Raw genomic sequence first — 18,685 nt, forward strand, 5'->3', positions numbered from 1 at the left:
CTACCGCACGGAGGCACCTCGATGATCCCCCGGTCGCCCGACGCGCTCCCGTCGGCAGGGCACGCGGTGCCGTTCCCGTGCTCCCCGCCCCGTCGCGGCGCCGACCGCACCGCGGCCGGCCGGTGAGCACGGCCCTGGTGCTCGGGGGCGGCCTGGCGGGGCTGCTGGCCGCCGCCGCCCTCGGACCGCACGTCCGCAGCGTCACGGTTGTCGAGCAGGACGTCCTCCCCGGTGGGCCGCAGCCGCGCCGGGGCCTTCCGCAGGGCGACTTCAGCCACATCCTGCTCGGCGGCGGCGCCGACGCCCTCGACGCCCTCCTCCCGGGCACCGTCGAGGCGCTGCTCGCCGCCGGAGCGCACCGCCGGCGGCTGCCCTCCGGCCTGCTGATGCGCCTGGGCCCGGGCTGGCTCCAGGGCTTCGACTCGACCGCCTACCTGATCGCCTGCAGCCGGCACCTGCTGGACCACACCGTCCGGCAGCAACTGCGCGGCCGGGCCGGCGTCACGATCCGGGAGGGCACCTCCGTGCTGGGCCTGGTCGGGGACGCGGGCCAGGTCGGCGGGGCGCTGGTCGAGAACCCGGACGGATCGCGCGAGAGCCTGCCGGCCGACCTGGTGGTGGATGCGACCGGCCGCCGCTCCCAGGCCCCGCGCTGGCTGCGCGACCTGGGCTTCGACGGGCCGCGCGAGGAGACGGTGGACGCCGGACTCGCCTACGCCGCCCGACTGTTCGACGCACCGGGCGGCAACCGCGACTTCCCGGTGGTGAGCATCGTGCCCGTCCCCGGCCGGCGCCGGCCCGGGCGGGGCGCCACCATCATCCCCATCGAGAACGACCGCTGGATCATCACCCTCTCCGGCACCCGCGCGGGCGAACCCTCCCGCACCGAGTCGGAGTTCCACACCTTCCTCAAGACCCTCGACCACCCGGTCGTCCACGACCTCGCCCGCACCGCCCGCCCGATCGGCCCGATCCGCACCTGCCACGGGACCCTGAACCGCCGCCGCGCCTACGAGAACGGCGCCCCGGCCGGCTTCGCCGCCACCGGTGACGCGGTGGCCGCCCTCAACCCGGTGTACGGGCACGGCATGGCGGTCGCCGCCCAGTGCGCCGTCGCCATCCGGACCGCGCTCGACACCGAGGGCCTCCACCCGCAGGTCGGCGCCGCCATCCAGCGGCGGATCACCCGCGTCCTCGACACCCCCTGGAGCATGGCCAAGGAGCAGGACCGGGGCTTCCCCGGCGCCCGGTCGAGCCACCCCGCGGCCGCCGGACCGGCCACCCGGCTCACCCGCTGGTACACCGACCGGCTGCTGCGGGCGGCCCTCACCGACCCCACCGCCGCGGCCGCCTACTTCGACGTCTTCTCGCTGGCGGCCCCCGCCGCCCGGCTGACCGCCCCCTCCGTGGCCCTCGCCGCCCTGCGCCCCCGCCGGGCGGACCCGCTGACCGTCGCCGAGGCGATCGCCCGCTTCTCGCGGGTCGCCGAACTGGTCGGACCGCCTCGACCGCCCGGCCAGGGGTGAACGGCAGCCGCCCGGCGGGCCCCGACCCGGCTGGACAGCGCCTCTTGACGTGGTGTTCGATCAACTCGCCGTATTCGACCAGTCTTTCGGGGAGCCCCTCATGACGCTCGACCGTGCGCTGCCGCGCCGCGCCTGGCACCACCTGGAACCGCTGCACGCGGTGCTGTACTTCGCGCCGGAGGCGTTCACGGAGGCCGCCGGGCTGGGCTACCGGGTGGACGACCGCTGGCCGAGCTACTTCGCCTGGCGGGCGGCCGTGCTGGGCCGGGCGAGCAGCGAGCTGACCGCGGCCACCTTCTACAGCTTCAGCCCGGCGCTGGTCGCCCGGTACGTGCCGGCGGTCTGGGAGACGGCCGAGCCCGAGGAGGTGCTCCGGGCCCGGCTGCGCGCGGTGGACGCGGTCTACCGGGGGCTGTTCGACGGGCAGTTGAACGGGCCGGAGTTCGAGGAGCTGGTCGGGCTCGCGGAGCGGGCCGCCGAGTCCGCCGTCCTCGCCGGACGGCCGCTGGCCGCCGCCAACGCGGCGCTCGCGCCGGCCGGGGAGCCGCACCTCGCCCTCTGGCAGGCGATCACCGTGCTGCGCGAGCACCGTGGCGACGGCCACCTCACCGCCCTGTCGGCGGCCGGACTGGACCCGTGCGAGTCGCTGGTCTCCTTCGCCGCGGTCGACGCGGCCCCGGCGGAGAACTTCGCCGGCCGCGGCTGGACCGAGGACGAGTGGTCGGCCGCCCGCGAGCGGCTCGCCGGGCGGGGCTGGATCGACGGCGAGGGCCGGGCCACCGACCGCGGCCGGGCCGGGCGCAACGAGGTCGAGCGGCTGACCGACCAGCTGGCCGCCGGGCCCTGGGAGGCGCTGGGCGCCGAACGCACCGAGCGCTTCATGGAGCTGATGGTGCCGTACTTCCTGACGGTGATCGGCGCGGGGCTGCTGCCGGCCCAGAGTACCCTGGGGATCACCACCGTCCCGGCGCCCACCTGGTAGCCGGACCGGGGACTGCCCGCCGCACCCGCCGCACCCGTCGACCGGGCGCGGCGGGTGCGGCTCGGCCGCCCGGCGGCTCAGCGCTTGACGGCCACCCCGCCGTACATCGCGATGTCCTGGTCGCGCACCGGAGCGGCGTCCGCGTCGGGCCGCCACTGGTGGACCAGCGTCACGCCCGGGTCGAGCAGCTCGTAGCCGTCGAAGAAGGCGAGCGTCTGCGCCTTGTCCCGGATCTGCAGGGGGATGCCCCGCGCGTTGTACTCGCGGCCGACGCCGCCGACGCCCACCGGGTCGGTGTCGCCCGTGAAGACGGTCAGCGCCAGGAAGCTGCCCGGGGCCAGCTCGTCCATGAACCGCCGCACGATGCCCTGCGGATCGTCCTCGTCGAGGACGAAGTGCACGATCGCGATCAGCGACAGCGCCACCGGTTGGGACAGGTCCAGCACCTCGCGCAGCTGCGGCGCCTTGATGATCGAGTCGACGTCGCGCAGGTCGGCGTCGACGTAACAGGTTCTCCCCTCCGGAGTGCTCGACATCAGGGCCCGCGCGTGGGTCAGCACGATCGGGTCGTTGTCGACGTAGGCGACCCGCGTCCGCGGCGCGATGGCCTGCGCGATCTCGTGCACGTTGGGGGAGGTGGGGATGCCGGTCCCGATGTCCAGGAACTGGCGGACCCCGTGCTCCTCGGCGAGGTGGCGGACCACCCGTTGCATGAAGGTGCGGGTGGTGCGCATCGAGATCGGCAGCGCCGGCCAGGCCCGTACGGACGCGTGCGCCGCGACCCGGTCCGCCTCGAAGTTGGTCTTGCCGCCGATCAGGTAGTCGTAGACCCGCGCCGAGTGGGGGACGTCCATCCGAAGATCCACCGCCGACCGGCCCTCCTTCTCCTGCGGACTGCCCGGCCCCCGGCCCGTGTTCGACATCGTCGCCCCTCCCCTTGCCCGTCACACCCGTGGCCGCCGTGCCGGCAAGGCCATGGTGCGCATGGTAACCGTCGGGCCGCGGGCGCCCGCGGGCGGCACCCCCGGTACTGATCTCCCATCAGTCCGCCGGGGGAGGGGCGCAGTTGCGCGACCTTGCGCCGGGTGATCATCCGGGTGGAGACTTTCGTCGCGGCGGGCGCCGCGCGGGGCGGTTCGGACGGGCACGGAGCAGTCCGGCGGTCCCGCGCAGGAGCGGCCTCCGCACCAACTGCGCTGCTCCGTCCGGAAGGAGGCCGCTGTGGCGGTCCACGAATCGGTGGTCGACGCGATCGGCGGCACGCCGCTGTTCCGGCTCTCCCGGCTGGGCGCGGGGCTGGGCGCCCCCGTGTACGCCAAGGCCGAATTCCTGAACATCGGCGGGAGCGTGAAGGACCGCGCCGCGCTGTCGATGGTGCTCGCGGCCGAGCGGGACGGACTGCTGCGCCCCGGCGGGACGATCATCGAGGCGACCTCCGGCAACACCGGGATCGGCCTGACGATCGTCGGCCGCCAACGCGGCTACCGGGTGATCGCCGGGGTCTCCGACCGGTCCGCGGCGGAGAAGTCGGACATCCTGCGGGCCTACGGCGCCGAGGTCGTGACGGCCCCGACCGCGCTCCCCCGGGAGCACCCGGAGCACCTCTTCAACGTGGTGCGGCGGCTCGCCGACGAGATCCCCGGCGGCTGGCTGGCCAACCAGTACGACAACCCCGCCAACCCCGACGCGCACGTCCGGACGACCGGCCCGGAGCTCTGGGAGCAGACCGGGGGCCGGATCACCCACTTCGTGGCGGGGGTCGGCACCGGCGGCACGATCACCGGCACCGGGGCCTTCCTCAAGCAGGTCTCGGCCGGCGCTGTCACCGTGATCGGCGCGGACCCGGAGGCGTCGAGCTACGGCGGCGGCGACGGCAGCCCCTACTTCGTCGAGAGCATCGGCCACTTCCTCCACCCGGGGACGGCGGAGGACCTCTGGCCGGAGTCCTACCGCCCCGACGTGGTGGACGGCTTCGAGCGGATCCCGGACCGGGAGTCCCTGCTGACGGCCCGCCGGCTGGCCCGGGAGGAGGGGCTGCTGGGCGGCCCCTCCTCGGGCACGGCGGTGGCGGCGGCCCTGCGGGTGGCCCGCCGGCTCGGCCCGGAGGACCTCGTCGTGGTGCTGCTCCCCGACTCCGGCCGCTCCTACCTCTCCAAGGTGTTCAGCGACGACTGGATGCGGCAGTGGGGCTTCCTGGAGGAACCGCGCTCCGCGGACGACACCGAGCCGACCGTCCGGACCGTGCTGGAGGCGGCGCCGGGGCGGCTCGGGCGGCTGCCGGCGGTGCCCGCCGACGCCTCGCTCGGCGACGCGCTGGCCCTGCTGCGGGAGGTGCCCGGCGGGGTCGCCCCGGTCGTGCTGCCGCGACGGGAGCGCCCGTTCGGGGTGAGCGCCACCGAGGTGCTCGGCTCGCTCGCCGCGCCGGCCGTCGCGGCGGCGCTCACCGGGGGCCGCGCCGCACCGGACGGCCCGGTCACCGCCCTGCTCGGCCCGGCCCTGCCGACGGTCGGTATCGGCCACCCGCTCTCCGCGGCCCGGGAGGCGCTCGGTGCGGACGGCGAGGCCGCGCTGGTCCTGCTCGACGGACGGGCCGCCGCCCTGGTGCACCGGACGGAGCTCGGCGCGCCGTAGCGAGCCGTACGGAGCCGGGTGAGGCGCTACGAAGCCGTAGGCCTTGTGAAGCGTCGTGAAGCCGTAGGAAGGGAGCGGGCCGGGTCAACAGAGGGCGTCCCAGGTGTGCAGGGCGGCCAGCGCGGTGCTGTGCTGGCCGGAGGTGGGCCGGTCGGCGGCGGGGGCGAGCAGGTAGTCGGCGATCGGCGTCAGCAGCAGGGCGGCGTCGTCGAAGGGGACCAGCCGGGCCTCGTCCCAGTCGTGCCGGATCACGGTGCGGCGCAGCATGGTGCCGTGCCGGGGGACGAGCGGGCGGGCGGCGGCGTGCGTGCGGCGGTGCAGCTCGGGACCCACCTCGGCCTCCAGGGTGGTGCGGACGCCCGCCAGCGAGCCGAGCGGCACATGGGCGGCGGCGAGGTCGAGCAGCGCGGCGGTCTCCGGGGCGAGGTGGTAGGCGGCGACCACGGCGGCGGTCTCGACCGGCTCGAAGGGCTGGCGGGCGAGCGCGGCGACGTCCACCACGTCGCGCGGGCGGAAGGCCCGGCTGAGGCCCTTCTCGGCGAGGGCGATCAGGCACTCGACGCGGTCGTCGGCGGCCAGGAACGGCCGGACCGGGACGGCGGCGAGGTCGCCGGGCAGGGCGGCGGTGTCGAGCCGGACGCGGAACCAGGGGTCGACCAGCGGGTCCTCGGCCGGCCAGACGACCGTGACGGCGGTGTGCCGGGGCCGCTCGCCGATCACGGTGACGTCGATGTCCTCCACCGGGTAGGCGGTGACCAGCCGGATCACCGCCTGCCAGAGCGCGGCCTCGCTGGGCGCGACCAGCTCCAGCGCGCCCTGCGGCCGGAGAAGGCCGGGCGGGTAGTAGCCGGCCAGCGGCAGCCCGCGGATCGGCCGGACCCCGGTGGACCGGCTCAGGTCGAGGGCGAGTTGGGCGTAGCGGTCGGCGCGGTCGCGGGCGCGGCACAGTTCGGCGCGGGCGTGCTCGCCCATCCGGATGTCCTCGCGGGCGAGCGAGGAGAGCACCAGGTACGGCAGCGAGCGGCTGGTGCGGGCGCGGCGGAGCAGTTCGGCCGGACCGGCGGCCGGGTCCACGTCGAGGAGGTGGTAGAGCAGATCGGTGTTCACGGACGTCCACCTTCGGAGGTGTGATCGTCACCCGGCAGTTCTCGCGGCCGACGGGCCGGACAGGGCGAACAGCGGGCGAACTTGGCGAACAGGGCGGACCGGGCGGGCCGGAGGCGAGGAGGTTCCGGCCCCCCGGGCGGCCGCGGCCGGGGGATGACAGGCCTGCTGACGGTACAGGCGTTGGGCAGCAGGGGAGTTGAGGGGCAGGGGTGAGCCCCTCCCCGGCGTACGGGACAGGGCGGGAGCCGGCCCGGACGGTCACCGGGTGGGCCTCCGGTCCCTCGATTCTGGCCGCTGCCCATCAACGTGTGATCACCGCAGGCTCAACGCAGTCTCGACAGTGGCCATCAAGACGTGATTAATAGGTAAGAAAAATGTGACAGGTGCACGAGCGGGGCGGGCACACCGGTAGGCGGGTGGGGCAGTGATGGGCGACTTCCGGTTTTCTTTACTCGGTCTGATGCGGGCGCATCGCGGCACAACCGTACTCAAGGTCGGGAGCCCGCAGCAGCAGGCCATGTTGGCGGTACTCCTGCTGCGGCCCGGCCGGGCCGCGAGCGCCACCGATCTGATCGACGCCCTCTGGGGGGAGGAGCCGCCGGGCGCGGCGATGACCACGGTACGGACGTACGCCTGGCGATGGCGCAAGATCCTGGAGGGTGACGACCGGACCGGTGCCAGCGTGCTGGTCTCGGTCGGGGACGGCTACCGCCTGGTGCTGCCCAAGCACGCGGTGGACGCGGCGCAGGCCGAGGAGCTGGCCGCGCAGGCCGAGCAGACGGCCGCCGCCGGGCAGCCGCACCAGGCGCGCGACCTGCTGAACCAGGCGCTGGACCTGTGGCAGGGCGAGCCGCTGGCGGGCATCCCGGGGCCCTTCGCGGAGCGCCAGCGCCAGCGGCTCGGCGAGCTCCGGCTGGCGCTGTTGGAGGAACGTATCGCCTTGGATCTGACGCTCGGTCGGTTCTCGCGCTGCATCCCCGAGTTGACCGCGCTGACCACCGAGCACCCGCTGCACGAGCAGGCGTACGGGCTGCTGATGCGGGCGCTCTACCAGGCGGGCCGGCAGGCCGACGCGCTGGCGGTGTTCCGGGGCGCGCGCCAGCTGTTCCTGGCCGAGCTCGGGGTGGGCCCGGGGGCGGAGCTGGAGGCCCTGCACCGCCGCATCCTGGAGGGTGATCCGACACTCGTCGCCCAGGCCGCCCCCGCCGCCCTGACGAGGCCGGCCGGGGCGGACCAGGTACCGGGCGAGGAGCGGGGCGCCCAGGCCGGGGACGGCACTTCGGCCGACCACGGCGACGGCCCGCAGCCGCCCGCCCGGGCGGACCGGACCTCGGCCGCCCCGCCCCGACCGGCCCAGCTCCCGCCGGACGCCGGCGACTTCACCGGGCGCACCGCGCTGCTCGGCCTGCTCGACGACGCCCTCGGCGCGCCGACCCAGCAGGCCCTGGTGATCGCCACCGTGGTCGGGATGGGCGGTGTCGGCAAGACCGCGCTGGCGCTGCACGCCGCCCACCGCGTCCGCGACGCGTACCCGGACGGCCAGCTCTACGCCGACCTGCGCGGCGGCGACCCGACCCCGGCCGACCCGGAGGCCGTCCTCAGCGGCTTCCTGGTGGCGCTCGGCGTCGCGGCCGACACCGTGCCGGACGGCCTGGACGCCCGTTCGGCCCTGTTCCGCTCGGTGGTGGACGGCCGCCGCCTGCTGCTGGTCCTCGACAACGCCAAGGACACCGCGCAGATCCGCCCGCTGCTCCCGGGCGCCGTCGGCTGCGCGGTGCTCACCACCAGCCGCACCCGGCTGGCCGGCCTGCCCGCCACCGTCCAGGCGGACCTCGGGGTCTTCCAGCCCGCCGAGGCGCTCGACCTGCTCGGCCGCACCATCGGGGCGGAGCGCCTCGCCGCCGAGCGCGACGCCGCGCTCGACCTGGTGGTCGCCTGCGGCTACCTGCCGCTGGCCGTCCGGATCGTGGCGGCCCGGCTGGCCGCCCGGCCGAGCTGGACGGTGCAGACGCTCAGCCGCCGGCTCGCGGTGGAGCGCCGCCGGATCGACGAGCTGCGGATCGGCGACCTCGCCGTCGAGGCGGCCTTCGAGCTGAGCTACCGGCAGCTGACGCCCGACCAGGCCCGGGCCTTCCGGCTGGCGGCCTCGGTGGACGGCCCGGACCTCGGCCTGGCCGCCGCCGCGGCCCTGCTCGACCTGGACGAGTACGACGCCGAGGACCTCCTGGAGTCCCTGGTGGACGTCGCGATGGTGGAGTCGCCCTTCCCCGGGCGCTACCGCTACCACGACCTGCTCCGCGCCTTCGCCCGCCGCCGTCCGGGGCAGGACGGCGCCGAGCCGGTTGTTGCCACCGTGCCCGGTGCTCCCTGCGGGGAGGCCGTGGCGGCCCGCGACCGGATGCTCGACCACCTGCTGGCCACCGCCTGCTCGGCCTTCCAGCACGCGGTACCGGGCGACCCGGCGGCCGGCGCGCTCGGCCCGGCCCGCTCCCCGGGCGTCCGGCTGGGCGGGCGTGACGCCGCGCAGGCCTGGGCCGAGGCCGAGGGCGCCGGGGCGGTCGCGCTCGCCGCCCAGGTCGCCGACTGGGCCGCGGCGGAGGACGGGCTGCCGGGAGGGGCTCCGGACCTTGCCGGTGAGCCGCCGCAGGGCGGCCCGGCCCGGCCGGCCCTGCGGGCCGCGATCGACCTGCTGATCGCGCTCACGCCCTTCGTGCTGACCCCGCCGAGCCGTCAGCTCGGGTTCACCGCACAGGCCCTGGCCGGCGCGGCGGCCCGCCACCGGGACCGCAGAGCCGAGGGCCGGGCCCACTTCCTGCGGGGCAACATCGCCCTGGCCGCCACCCGGCTGGAGGAGGCGGAGGCGGCCGCACTGCTGGCCGCCGAGGCGGCCAGGGCGGCGGGCGACACCGTGATCCTGCAGCAGGCGCTCAACGACCTCGGGCTGATCTGCCAGTTCCTCAGCCGCTACGACGAGGCCGTGGACCACTACGACGAGGCGCTGCTGCTGGCGCGCGCCCTCGGGCACCGCTCCGGTGCGCTGGTGACCACCGTCAACGCGGCGCTGGCCCGGGTCCGCAGCGGGCGGGCCGCCGAGGCGGTGGAGATCTGCCACGAGGTGCTGGCCGAACTGCGCACCCGGCAGGACGATCCGGGGCGGGCGTACACGCTCTACGTCCTGGGGCTGGCCCTGCACGCGCTGGGCCGGCATGAGGAGGCGGTCACCTGGTTCGGCGAGTGCCTGTCGGTGTCGTCGTCGGCCGGTCTGCGCGACCGCGCCGCGCAGGTCCGCTACCGCCTGGCGGACAGTCTGCGCTCGCTCGGCCGGACGGACGAGGCCCTGGACCACGCCGGACGGGCGCTGGTGCTCTGCGAGGACCTCGGTGCCGAACGCGACCAGGCACAGGCACTGGTGATCCTGGGCCGCTCACTGGCGGACCTCGGTCGTGGCGGCGAGGCGCGGGCCCGGCTCCAGCGGGCCCACGAGATCTTCCTGCGGCTCGGCCTCCCGGAGGCCGGCGAGGTGGCCGGGCTGCTGGAGGCTCCGGCGTTCGCCCTCACCGACCCCTGACGGCGGGGCCGGCGGCGGGGCACCCGACGGATCAGGAGCCGGTGCTGTTCCACTCCAGTTCGCCGCCGTGGTCGGCACCGGTCCCGCCGCCGGTGGCGCCGCCGGTCTTGCCGCCACCGGTGTCGCCGCCGACGGTGCCGACGACGACGGTGCCGACGACGACCGGGCCGGTGGTGCCGTTCGCATCGTCGGCCGCGGCCGCCGTGCCCGCCGTGCCCAGCGCGACCGCCAGGCCGAGGCCGACGGTGATCAGGCGGAGGCGGGCGGTGCGGACCGTCGAACGCTGCGTCATGACTGCTGCTCCCTTGGCTGTCTTCCCTGGTGGGAAGGGCTTTCCGTGCTGTGGTGACACCAGTCTGGCAAGGCCCGGTCAACGGGGGATCGACGTGCGAGCACCGACCGTCGAGCGGTGCTGTTGATCCACCCGGGGGGCCGTCCGGGTGGCCGTCCGGGGGGGCGTCGACCCGGCGGCGGGTCAGGCCGCGTCGCGGATCTCCAGGGTGCAGCACTTGACGCTGCCGCCGCCCTTGAGGAGCTCGGTGAGGTCCATCCCGATCGGCCGGAACCCGCGCTCGCGCAGCCGGGCCGCGAGCCCGACGGCGGCCTCCGGCAGCACCACGTGCAGGCCGTCGCTGACCGCGTTGAGGCCGAAGACCTCGGCGTCCGCCTCGCTGACCAGCAGGGCGTCCGGGAACAGCCGCTCCAGTACCTCACGGCTGCCGGGGGAGAAGGCCTCCGGGTAGTACATGATCTCGTCGCCGTCGAGCACGGAGAGCGCGGTGTCGAGGTGGTAGAACCGCGGGTCGACGAGCTCCAGGCCGATCACCGGCCGGCCGAGGAACTCCTGCGCCTCGGCGTGGCCGGCGGTGACGCTGCGGAAGCCGCGTCCGGCCAGCACACCGCGGTCCGTCAGCAGCAGGTCGCCCTCGCCCTCGTTGACGTGCTCCGGGTCGTGCGTCTCGAAGCCGCGGGCCCGGAACCACTCCAGGTAGGCGGGGCCCTCCGCGGTCCGCTCCGCGTTGCGGAACCGGGCGCCGAGCACCCTGCCGTCCACCACGGTGGCGCCGTTCGCCGCGTACACCATGTCGGGCAGGCCCGGCAGCGGGTCGATCAGGTCGACGCGGTGGCCGAGGTCCTCGTAGAGGGCGTGCAGCCGCTCCCACTGGGCGATGGCGAGGCCGGTGTCGACCGGCTTGGCCGGGTCCATCCAGGGGTTGATCGCGTAGGTGACCTCGAAGTGGGTCGGACGGCACATCAGATAGCGGCGGGGGCGGGCGGTGCGGGTCATCGGCGTGCTCCGGATTCAGGTCGAGGGGGAGGGAGGAGGAGAGGAAGGGGAAGGGAGGGGAGAGGTAGCGGGATCAGACGGCCGGTTCGGCCTCGGGCCGCTCGGGGAAGTCGCGCAGCGCCCGCAGCGGACTGGCCAGCAGCACCGCCCCGGCCGAGAGCAGCACGCCCGCCATGATCCAGATGGTGGTGCGGGCTCCCAGGACCTCGCCCAGGTAGCCGCCGAGCAGGGCGCCGACCGGGATCGCGCTGTAGTTCACGGTCGACGCGCTGGCCCGGATCCGGCCGATCATCGCCGGCGGGCAGTACGACTGGTAGAAGCTGCCGGCGAGGACGTTGCCCGCCACCACACCGCACACCGCGACCGACCAGGCGACCGCGCTGACCGCCAGCGGCAGCTGCTCGCCGGCGAGCGGCAGCAGGAAGATGAACGGGGCGACCACCAGTTCGCAGAGCAGCAGCCCGCGCGCGGTGCCCAGCCGGCGGGCGATCCGCCCGGCCAGCGCCGCCCCGGCCAGCCCGCCGATGCTCACCACCGCGAACACCAGCCCCACCCCGTCGGGTTCGACCCCCACGCTGCGGACCAGGAACACCGTCTGGACGGCCTGGATGCCGTTCAGCCCGAGGTTGCCGACCGCGCCGAAGCAGGCCAGGGTGCGCAGGTACGGGTCGTGCACCAGGAAGCGGACTCCCTCGCCGATCTCGCGCAGGATGCCGCGCCGCTCGGACGGCGGCGGGGGCGTCTCCTCGGCCCGGATCGTCCCCACGCAGATCGCCGAGACCAGGTAGGTGACGGAGTCGGCGAGCAGCCCGCTGGCCGCCCCGAAGGCCTGGGAGAGCAGGCCCGCCACACCCGGGCCGGCGATCTCCGCCGCGGACTCGCCGGAGCGCAGCTTGACGTTGGCCTCCAGCAGGTCGGACTTGGCGACCACGGACGGCAGGACGGCGCCGTAGGCGGTACTGAAGAAGACCTTCACCGCGCCGGTCAGCAGGGCCACCACCACCAGCTGCGCCATGGTGAGCGCCCCGAACCAGCCGGCCACCGGGACGCTGCCGAACAGCACCAGCAGCAGCAGGTCGCAGACCAGCATCACCCGCAGCCGGGGCCAGCGGTCCACCCAGGCGCCGGCCGGCAGGCCGATGAACAGCCAGGGCACCCAGGCGGAGGCGGTCAGCAGGCCGACCATGAACGGGCCGGCGTTCAACGTCACGACGGCCACCAGGGCCAGCGCCACGTTGCCGACCGCCGTGCCGAGGCCGCTGGTCGTCTCGCCGATCCAGAGTTTGCGGAAGTCGCCCTGTGACCACAGGCCCCAGCGGTTTCGGGGCGGGTCCACCTGCGGGGGCGGCTGGACGTCGACACTGGTCATCGCGACTGCTCTCCAAGCTTCTGGGCCAGCACGGAGGCGATCCGTGCGAGGGGCTCCGGCTGAGTCATCGCGCCGTGGTCACAGGCGATGCGGTGGTGCTCGATCCGGCCGTCGAGGTACGGCCGCCAGGCCTCCTCGTAGGGCCAGTCCGCGGGCTTGTCGAGGGTCGCGCCGAAGAACACGGCGTCACCCCGGTAGCGGTCCGGCCGGTGTTCGGCCATCAGCTTGCCGTTGCGTTCGAAGACCTCGGGCAGGACGTCGGCCGCCTCGCCGAGGAGTGCCGCCAGCTCGGCCGGGCCCCGGGCGTCGGCCGGGTCGTGGCCCAGGGAGGCCAGCAGCTCGGCGAGGGTGTCCACGGGGTCGCCGGCGGGGGCGTGGTCGGCCGGGTCGGGCTCGATCGGCGCCCCGTCCAGCAGCGCGAGCAGGGCCACCGACTCGCCCTCGGCCTGGAGTTCGACGGCCATCGCCTGGGCGACGACCGCGCCGAAGGACCAGCCGAGCAGGTGGTAGGGGCCGGTCGGCTGCACCGACCGGATCTGCCGCACGTAGTCCTCGGCGATCTCCGCCACACTGGCCGGTGCCCCGCCGCGCAGGCCGCGGGCCTGCAGGGCGTACACCGGGTGGCCGGGGTCGAGGTGGCGCAGCAGTCCCGAGTACACCCAGCCGATGCCGGCCGCGGGGTGCACGCAGAACAGCGGTGCGCGCTCGCCGCCCGTGCGCAGCGGCAGCAGGACCTCCAGCGCGTCCAGGGCCGCCCCGGCGTGCAGTCGACCGGCGAGCCCGGCCACGGTGGGTGCCTCGAAGACGTCCCGGATGCCCAACTCGGCACCGAGGGCGGTCCGGATCCGGCCGAGCAGCTTCATCGCCAGCAGTGAGTGGCCGCCGAGGGCGAAGAAGTCGTCGTCGATGCCGACGGTGTCGACGCCCAGGACGTCGGCGAAGAGTCCGCAGAGGGTCTCCTCCTGGGGGGTGCGGGCCGCCCGGCCGCCGGCGAAGGCGCCGAAGTCCGGTGCGGGCAGCGCCCGGTGGTCGACCTTGCCGCTGCCGGTCAGCGGCAGCGCCGCCAGCGGGACGACGGCGGCCGGCACCATGTGCGCGGGCAGGGCGGCTCCGGCGAAGGCGCGCAGTTCGACGAGGTCCAGCGGGCCGTCGGTGACCACGTAGGCCACCAGTCGGGTGCCGGCCGCCTGGTCCTGGTGGGCCAGGACGGTGGCGGCGGTGACCTGGTGATGGCGGGTCAGCACCTGCTCGATCTCACCGGGCTCGATGCGGAAGCCGCGGATTTTGACCTGGTGGTCGGTGCGGCCGAGGTAGTCGAGTTGGCCGTCGCGGGTGCGGCGGACGAGGTCGCCGGTGCGGTACATCCGGGTGCCGGGTTCGAAGGGGCAGGCGGGGAAGCGTTCGGCGGTGAGGGCGGGGCGGTTGAGGTAGCCGCGGGCGAGGCCGGCTCCGGCGAGGTAGAGCTCGCCGGGGACGCCGGTGGGGACGGGGTTGAGGTGCTCGTCGAGGATGTAGGCGCGGGTGCCGGCGACGGTGCTGCCCAGGGTCGGGCGGTCGGTGTCGGCGAGGGCCTGGGTGAGGGCGTCGACGGTGGACTCGGTGGGGCCGTAGAGGTTGTGGCCGGTGGTGCCGGGGGCTTCGCGCAGCCTGGTCCACAGGCCCTGGCCGACGGCCTCGCCGCCGAGCAGCAGCAGCCGCGGCGCGGGATCCTCCAACAGCCCCTCCTCGACCAGCTGTTCGGCGTAGGAGGGGGTGACCTCCAGGACGCCGATCCCGGACTGCCGGGTGTGCCGGACCAGGGCGGCGGCGTCGCGGCGGACTTCGTCGCCGATCAGGTGCAGCTCGTGTCCGGCGACCAGCCACAGCAGGCTGTCCCAGGAGGCGTCGAAGCAGAGCGAGGCGGTCAGTGCGACCTTCAGCCGGCCGTGGGCGCGCTCCGCCTCGCCGAAGAGCCCGGCGCGGTGCGAGGCCAGCAGGGCGGCGATGCTCCCGTGGTCGACGACCACGCCCTTGGGGCGGCCGGTCGAACCCGAGGTGTGGATGATGTAGGCGGCGTTCCGGGCGCGGGCGCGCGGGGCCGGGTCGTCCGCCCGGTCCTCGCCGACGTGGGCCTCATCGCGGTGGGCCTCGCTGCGGTGGGTCTCGTCGAGCCGCAGGACGGGCAGGTCGGCCAGCAGCTCCGGCAGCGGCCAGCGGTCGTCGGTGAGGACGAACGCGGGGGACGCGTCGGCCAGGATGTCGGCGGTGCGGTCGGCCGGGTACTCGGCGTCCAGCGGCAGGTAGGCGGCGCCGGCCTTCAGGACGCCCAGCAGGGCCGCCACCGTCTCCACGGACCTCGGCAGGGCCAGCGCGATTATGGACTCCGGGCCGGCGCCCGCGCCGATCAGGCGGTGCGCGATGCGGTTGGCCCGGGTGTTGAGCTCGGTGTAGGTGAGTTGCCGGTCGCCGTGGACGAGGGCGACGGCGTCGGGGGTGCGGGCGGTCTGGGCTTCGAAGGCGGCCGGGACGAGGGGGACGGACTGCGGCAGTTCGGTGCCGGTGGCGAGGAGTTCGGCGCGTTCGCCGTCGGCCAGCAGGTCCAGTCGGCCGATCGGCAGCTCCGGCTGGGCGACGACCGCCCTGAGCAGGCGGCCGAAGCGGGCCGCGATCGACTCGACCGTCTCCCGGTCGAAGAGGTCCGTGGCGAAGTCGATCGCGCACTCCAGGCCGGCGGGCGCGCCGGTGGCGTCGAAGGACTCGCCCATGCCGATGCTGAGGTCGAACTTGGCCGCGTACCCGCCGGCCGGCTCGGGCACGGCCTGCAGACCGGCCAGGTCGAGCGGCTCCGGGGAACCGCCGCCCTCCAGCAGCAGCATGACCTGGAACAGCGGGTGGCGGGCGAGCGAGCGGGCCGGGTTGAGCTCCTCGACGAGGCGCTCGAACGGCACGTCCTGGTGGGCGTGGGCGTCCAGCTGGGTCTCCCGGACGCGGCCCAGCAGCTCGGTGAAGCCCGGGTCGCCGGAGGTGTCGGTGCGCAGCACCAGGGTGTTGACGAAGAATCCGACCAGGTCGTCGAGTGCCTCGTCGGAGCGCCCGGCGACCACCGAGCCGACGGGGATGTCGGTGCCCGCGCCGAGCCGGGTCAGCAGGGCGGCGAGCCCCGCCTGCAGGGTCATGAACAGCGTGACCCGGTGCTCGCGGGACAACTCCACCAGGCGGCGGTGCAGTTCGGTGCCGAGCGGCAGGACCACCCGGTCACCGCTGTGGCCGCCGTCCGCCCGCCGGGGGCGGTCCACGGGCAGCGCCAGCTCCTCCGGGAGCTCGGCCAGGGCCGCCCGCCAGTAGCCGAGTTGGCGGGAGAGCAGGCTGTCCGGATCGTCCTCGGTGCCGAGCAGCTCGCGCTGCCAGAGCGCGTAGTCGGCGTACTGGACGGGCAGCGGCTCCCAGACCGGTTCCTCGCCGCCGCAGCGCACCGTGTACGCCTCGGCGAAGTCCCGCAGCAGCGGGCCCATCGACCAGCCGTCACCGGCGATGTGGTGCAGGACCAGGACGAGCAGGTGCTCCTCCTCGGCGACCGGCAGCAGGTGCGCGCGGACGGGCAGTTCGGCGGCCAGGTCGAACGGGCGCTCGGTGCAGGCCTCCAGGGCCGCCGCCAGGCCGTCCGGCGAGCAGTGCACGGTCTCGACCGTCGCCCGGGCCTCGGCCGCGGGCAGGATCCGCTGGTGGGGTTCGCCGTCGAGTTCGGCGATGACGGTGCGCAGGCTCTCGTGGCGGGCGATCACGTCGCCGAGGGCGGCCGTCAGGGCCTGGTCGTCCAGCTCGCCGAAGAGCCGCAGGGCCAGCGGGACGTTGTAGAGGGCACTGGGGCCCTCCATCCGGTCGATCAGCCAGAGCCGCTGCTGGGCGAAGGAGAGCGGCGGGCGCTCCGGGCGCTCGCGGCCGCCCACCGGGATCGGGCGGTCGGTGTCGGCCGAGGCCAGCCGGCCGGCCAGTCCGGCGACGGTGGGCGCCTCGAAGACGTCCCGGATGCCCAACTCGGCACCGAGGGTGGTCCGTACCCGGCTGAGCAGCTTGATCGCGAGCAGCGAGTGGCCGCCGAGGGCGAAGAAGTCGTCGTCGATGCCGACGGTGTCGAGGCCCAGCACCTCCCCGAACAGCCCGCAGAGGATGCCCTCCTGCGGCGTACGGGCCGCCCGGCCGCCGGCGAAGGCGCCGAAGTCCGGTGCGGGCAGCGCCCGGTGGTCGACCTTGCCGCTGCCGGTCAGCGGCAGCGCCGCCAGCAGCACCACGGCGGCCGGCACCATGTACCCGGGCAGCGTCTCGGCGGCGAACCGCCGCAGGTCGACGGCGAGTTCGGGAGCCTCCTCGGCCACCGTGCAGTAGGCCACGAGCCGGCGGTCGCCGGTGTCGCCGGTGTGGATCGCGACCACGGCCTGGCGGACGGCGGCGTGGCGGGTCAGTACCTGTTCGATCTCGCCGAGTTCGATGCGGAAGCCGCGGATTTTGACCTGGTGGTCGGTGCGGCCGAGGTAGTCGAGTTGGCCGTCGCGGGTGCGGCGGACGAGGTCGCCGGTGCGGTACATCCGGGTGCCGGGTTCGAAGGGGCAGGCGGGGAAGCGTTCGGCGGTGAGGGCGGGGCGGTTGAGGTAGCCGCGGGCGAGGCCGGCTCCGGCGAGGTAGAGCTCGCCGGGGACGCCGGTGGGGACGGGGTTGAGGTGCTCGTCGAGGATGTAGGCGCGGGTGCCGGCGACGGTGCTGCCCAGGGTCGGGCGGTCGGTGTCGGACAGCTGCTGGGTGAGGGCGTCGACGGTGGACTCGGTGGGGCCGTAGAGGTTGTGGGCGGTGAGCCCGGGCGTCTCGCGCAGCCTGGTCCACAGGCCCTGGCCGACGGCCTCGCCGCCGAGCAGCAGCAAGCGCGGCGCGGGCTCCTCCAACAGCCCCTCCTCGACCAGCTGTTCGGCGAACGAGGGGGTGGTGTTCACGGTACCGATCGCCCTGCTGCGCAGGTGCCGGACCAGGGCGGTGGCGTCGCGGCGGACTTCGTCGCCGATCAGGTGCAGTTCGTGTCCGGCGACCAGCCACAGCAGGCTGTCCCAGGAGGCGTCGAAGCAGAGCGAGGCGGTCAGTGCGACCTTCAGCCGGCCGTGGGCGCGCTCCGCCTCACCGAAGAGTCCGGCGCGGTGCGAGGCCAGCAGGGCGGCGATGCTCCCGTGGCTGACGACCACGCCCTTGGGGCGGCCGGTCGAACCCGAGGTGTAGATGACGTACGCGGCGTGGTGGCCGCCCACCCGGACGGGCGGGTCCTCGGCGGACTGCCCGGCCCACAGCTCCTCGTCGGTGCGCAGCACCGGTACCCCGTCCAGCGCCTCCGGCAGCGGCCAGCCGTCGTTGGTCAGCGCCACGGCCGGTCGGGCGTCGGCCAGCATGTGGGCCGTGCGCTCCAGCGGGTACTCGGCGTCCAGCGGCAGGAACGCCGCCCCGGCCTTCAGCACGGCCAGCGCGCCGACCACCGACTCCACCGAGCGCGGCAGCGCCAGCGCCACCAGCGACTCCGGGCCGACTCCCGCCGCCACCAGGGCGTGCGCCAGCCGGTTGGCCCGGGTGTTGAGCTCGGCGTAGGTGAGTTCCCGGTCGCCGTGGACGAGGGCGACGGCGTCGGGGGTGCGGGCGGTCTGGGCTTCGAAGGCGGCCGGGACGAGGGGGACGGACTGGGGCAGTTCGGTGCCGGTGGCGAGGAGTTCGGCGCGTTCGCCGTCGGCCAGCAGGTCCAGTCGGCCGATGGGCAGCTCCGGTTGGGCGACGACCGCCCTGAGCAGGCGGCCGAAGCGGGCCGCGATCGACTCGACCGTCTCCCGGTCGAACAGCTGGGTGGCGAAGTCGAGGGCGCAGTCGATCCCGGCCGGCGTGCCGCCCGGACCGAAGGACTCCTCCAGGGTCACATTGAGGTCGAACTTGGCGACCCCGGTGCCCGCCGCCAGGGCGTCGGCCCGCAGGCCGGCCAGCTCCAGCTCCGCCTGCTCGTTGCTCTGCAGCACCATCATCACCTGGAACAGCGGGTGGCGGGCGAGCGAGCGGGCCGGGTTGAGCTCCTCGACCAGGCGCTCGAAGGGCACGTCCTGGTGGGCGTACGCACCGAGGTCGGTCTCCCGGACGCGGCCCAGCAGCTCGGTGAAGCCCGGGTCGCCGGAGGTGTCGGTGCGCAGCACCAGGGTGTTGACGAAGAATCCGACCAGGT

At 75.1% G+C, this 18,685-nt stretch carries 10 protein-coding genes; 4 read left to right on the plus strand and 6 right to left on the minus strand.

Translation table 11 applies throughout. The features are described 5' to 3' along the window. Positions 1-122 precede the first annotated feature (122 nt). Both ACFVVX_RS32580 and ACFVVX_RS32585 read left to right on the plus strand, forming a co-directional pair. Entirely contained in the window at positions 123-1,526 is a 1,404-nt protein-coding gene (locus ACFVVX_RS32580) for an NAD(P)/FAD-dependent oxidoreductase (RefSeq protein WP_387950937.1), read from the plus strand. Positions 1,527-1,626: 100 nt separating this feature from the next. Next, positions 1,627-2,508, plus strand: a complete 882-nt coding sequence (locus ACFVVX_RS32585; protein ID WP_387950939.1) for a hypothetical protein — start codon at positions 1,627-1,629, stop codon at positions 2,506-2,508. A gap of 77 nt (positions 2,509-2,585) precedes the next feature. Here the strand turns inward: ACFVVX_RS32585 and ACFVVX_RS32590 are convergent, their stop codons facing one another. After that, the gene (locus ACFVVX_RS32590) at positions 2,586-3,362 is read right to left on the minus strand and encodes an SAM-dependent methyltransferase (RefSeq protein WP_387950941.1); all 777 of its coding nucleotides are present in this window, start codon (positions 3,360-3,362) and stop codon (positions 2,586-2,588) included. A 367-nt stretch (positions 3,363-3,729) separates the two neighbouring features. Between ACFVVX_RS32590 and ACFVVX_RS32595 the strand changes: the two genes are divergently transcribed. Continuing rightward, positions 3,730-5,139, plus strand: a complete 1,410-nt coding sequence (locus tag ACFVVX_RS32595) for a pyridoxal-phosphate dependent enzyme (protein WP_387950942.1) — start codon at positions 3,730-3,732, stop codon at positions 5,137-5,139. Positions 5,140-5,223: 84 nt separating this feature from the next. On the opposite strand, the gene ACFVVX_RS32600 is transcribed toward ACFVVX_RS32595, so the two are convergent. After that, positions 5,224-6,246, minus strand: a complete 1,023-nt coding sequence (locus ACFVVX_RS32600) for a hypothetical protein (protein WP_387950944.1) — start codon at positions 6,244-6,246, stop codon at positions 5,224-5,226. Positions 6,247-6,706: 460 nt separating this feature from the next. On the opposite strand from ACFVVX_RS32600, the gene ACFVVX_RS32605 reads away from it, so the two are divergent. Further along, complete coding sequence (locus tag ACFVVX_RS32605; protein ID WP_387950945.1) at positions 6,707-9,814, plus strand: BTAD domain-containing putative transcriptional regulator; 3,108 nt, start codon at positions 6,707-6,709, stop codon at positions 9,812-9,814. 31 nt (positions 9,815-9,845) lie between these two features. Here ACFVVX_RS32605 and ACFVVX_RS32610 read toward each other — a convergent pair whose 3' ends face one another. From ACFVVX_RS32610 to ACFVVX_RS32625, 4 genes are all read right to left on the minus strand, one after another. Next, entirely contained in the window at positions 9,846-10,106 is a 261-nt protein-coding gene (locus ACFVVX_RS32610) for a hypothetical protein (RefSeq protein WP_387950947.1), read from the minus strand. 183 nt (positions 10,107-10,289) lie between these two features. Further along, positions 10,290-11,102: a dimethylargininase gene (gene ddaH / locus ACFVVX_RS32615; RefSeq protein WP_387950949.1), complete on the minus strand. Its 813-nt coding sequence runs from the start codon at positions 11,100-11,102 to the stop codon at positions 10,290-10,292. Positions 11,103-11,175: 73 nt separating this feature from the next. Then, on the minus strand, positions 11,176-12,471 hold the full coding sequence (locus tag ACFVVX_RS32620; RefSeq protein ID WP_387950951.1) for an MFS transporter: 1,296 nt from the start codon (positions 12,469-12,471) through the stop codon (positions 11,176-11,178). Further along, on the minus strand, positions 12,468-18,683 hold the full coding sequence (locus tag ACFVVX_RS32625; RefSeq protein WP_387950952.1) for an amino acid adenylation domain-containing protein: 6,216 nt from the start codon (positions 18,681-18,683) through the stop codon (positions 12,468-12,470). Before ACFVVX_RS32625 ends, ACFVVX_RS32620 begins: the two co-directional genes overlap by 4 nt. Positions 18,684-18,685: the final 2 nt, after the last annotated feature.

This window comes from Kitasatospora sp. NPDC058170, from assembly GCF_042883905.1.
Classification (GTDB): domain Bacteria; phylum Actinomycetota; class Actinomycetes; order Streptomycetales; family Streptomycetaceae; genus Kitasatospora.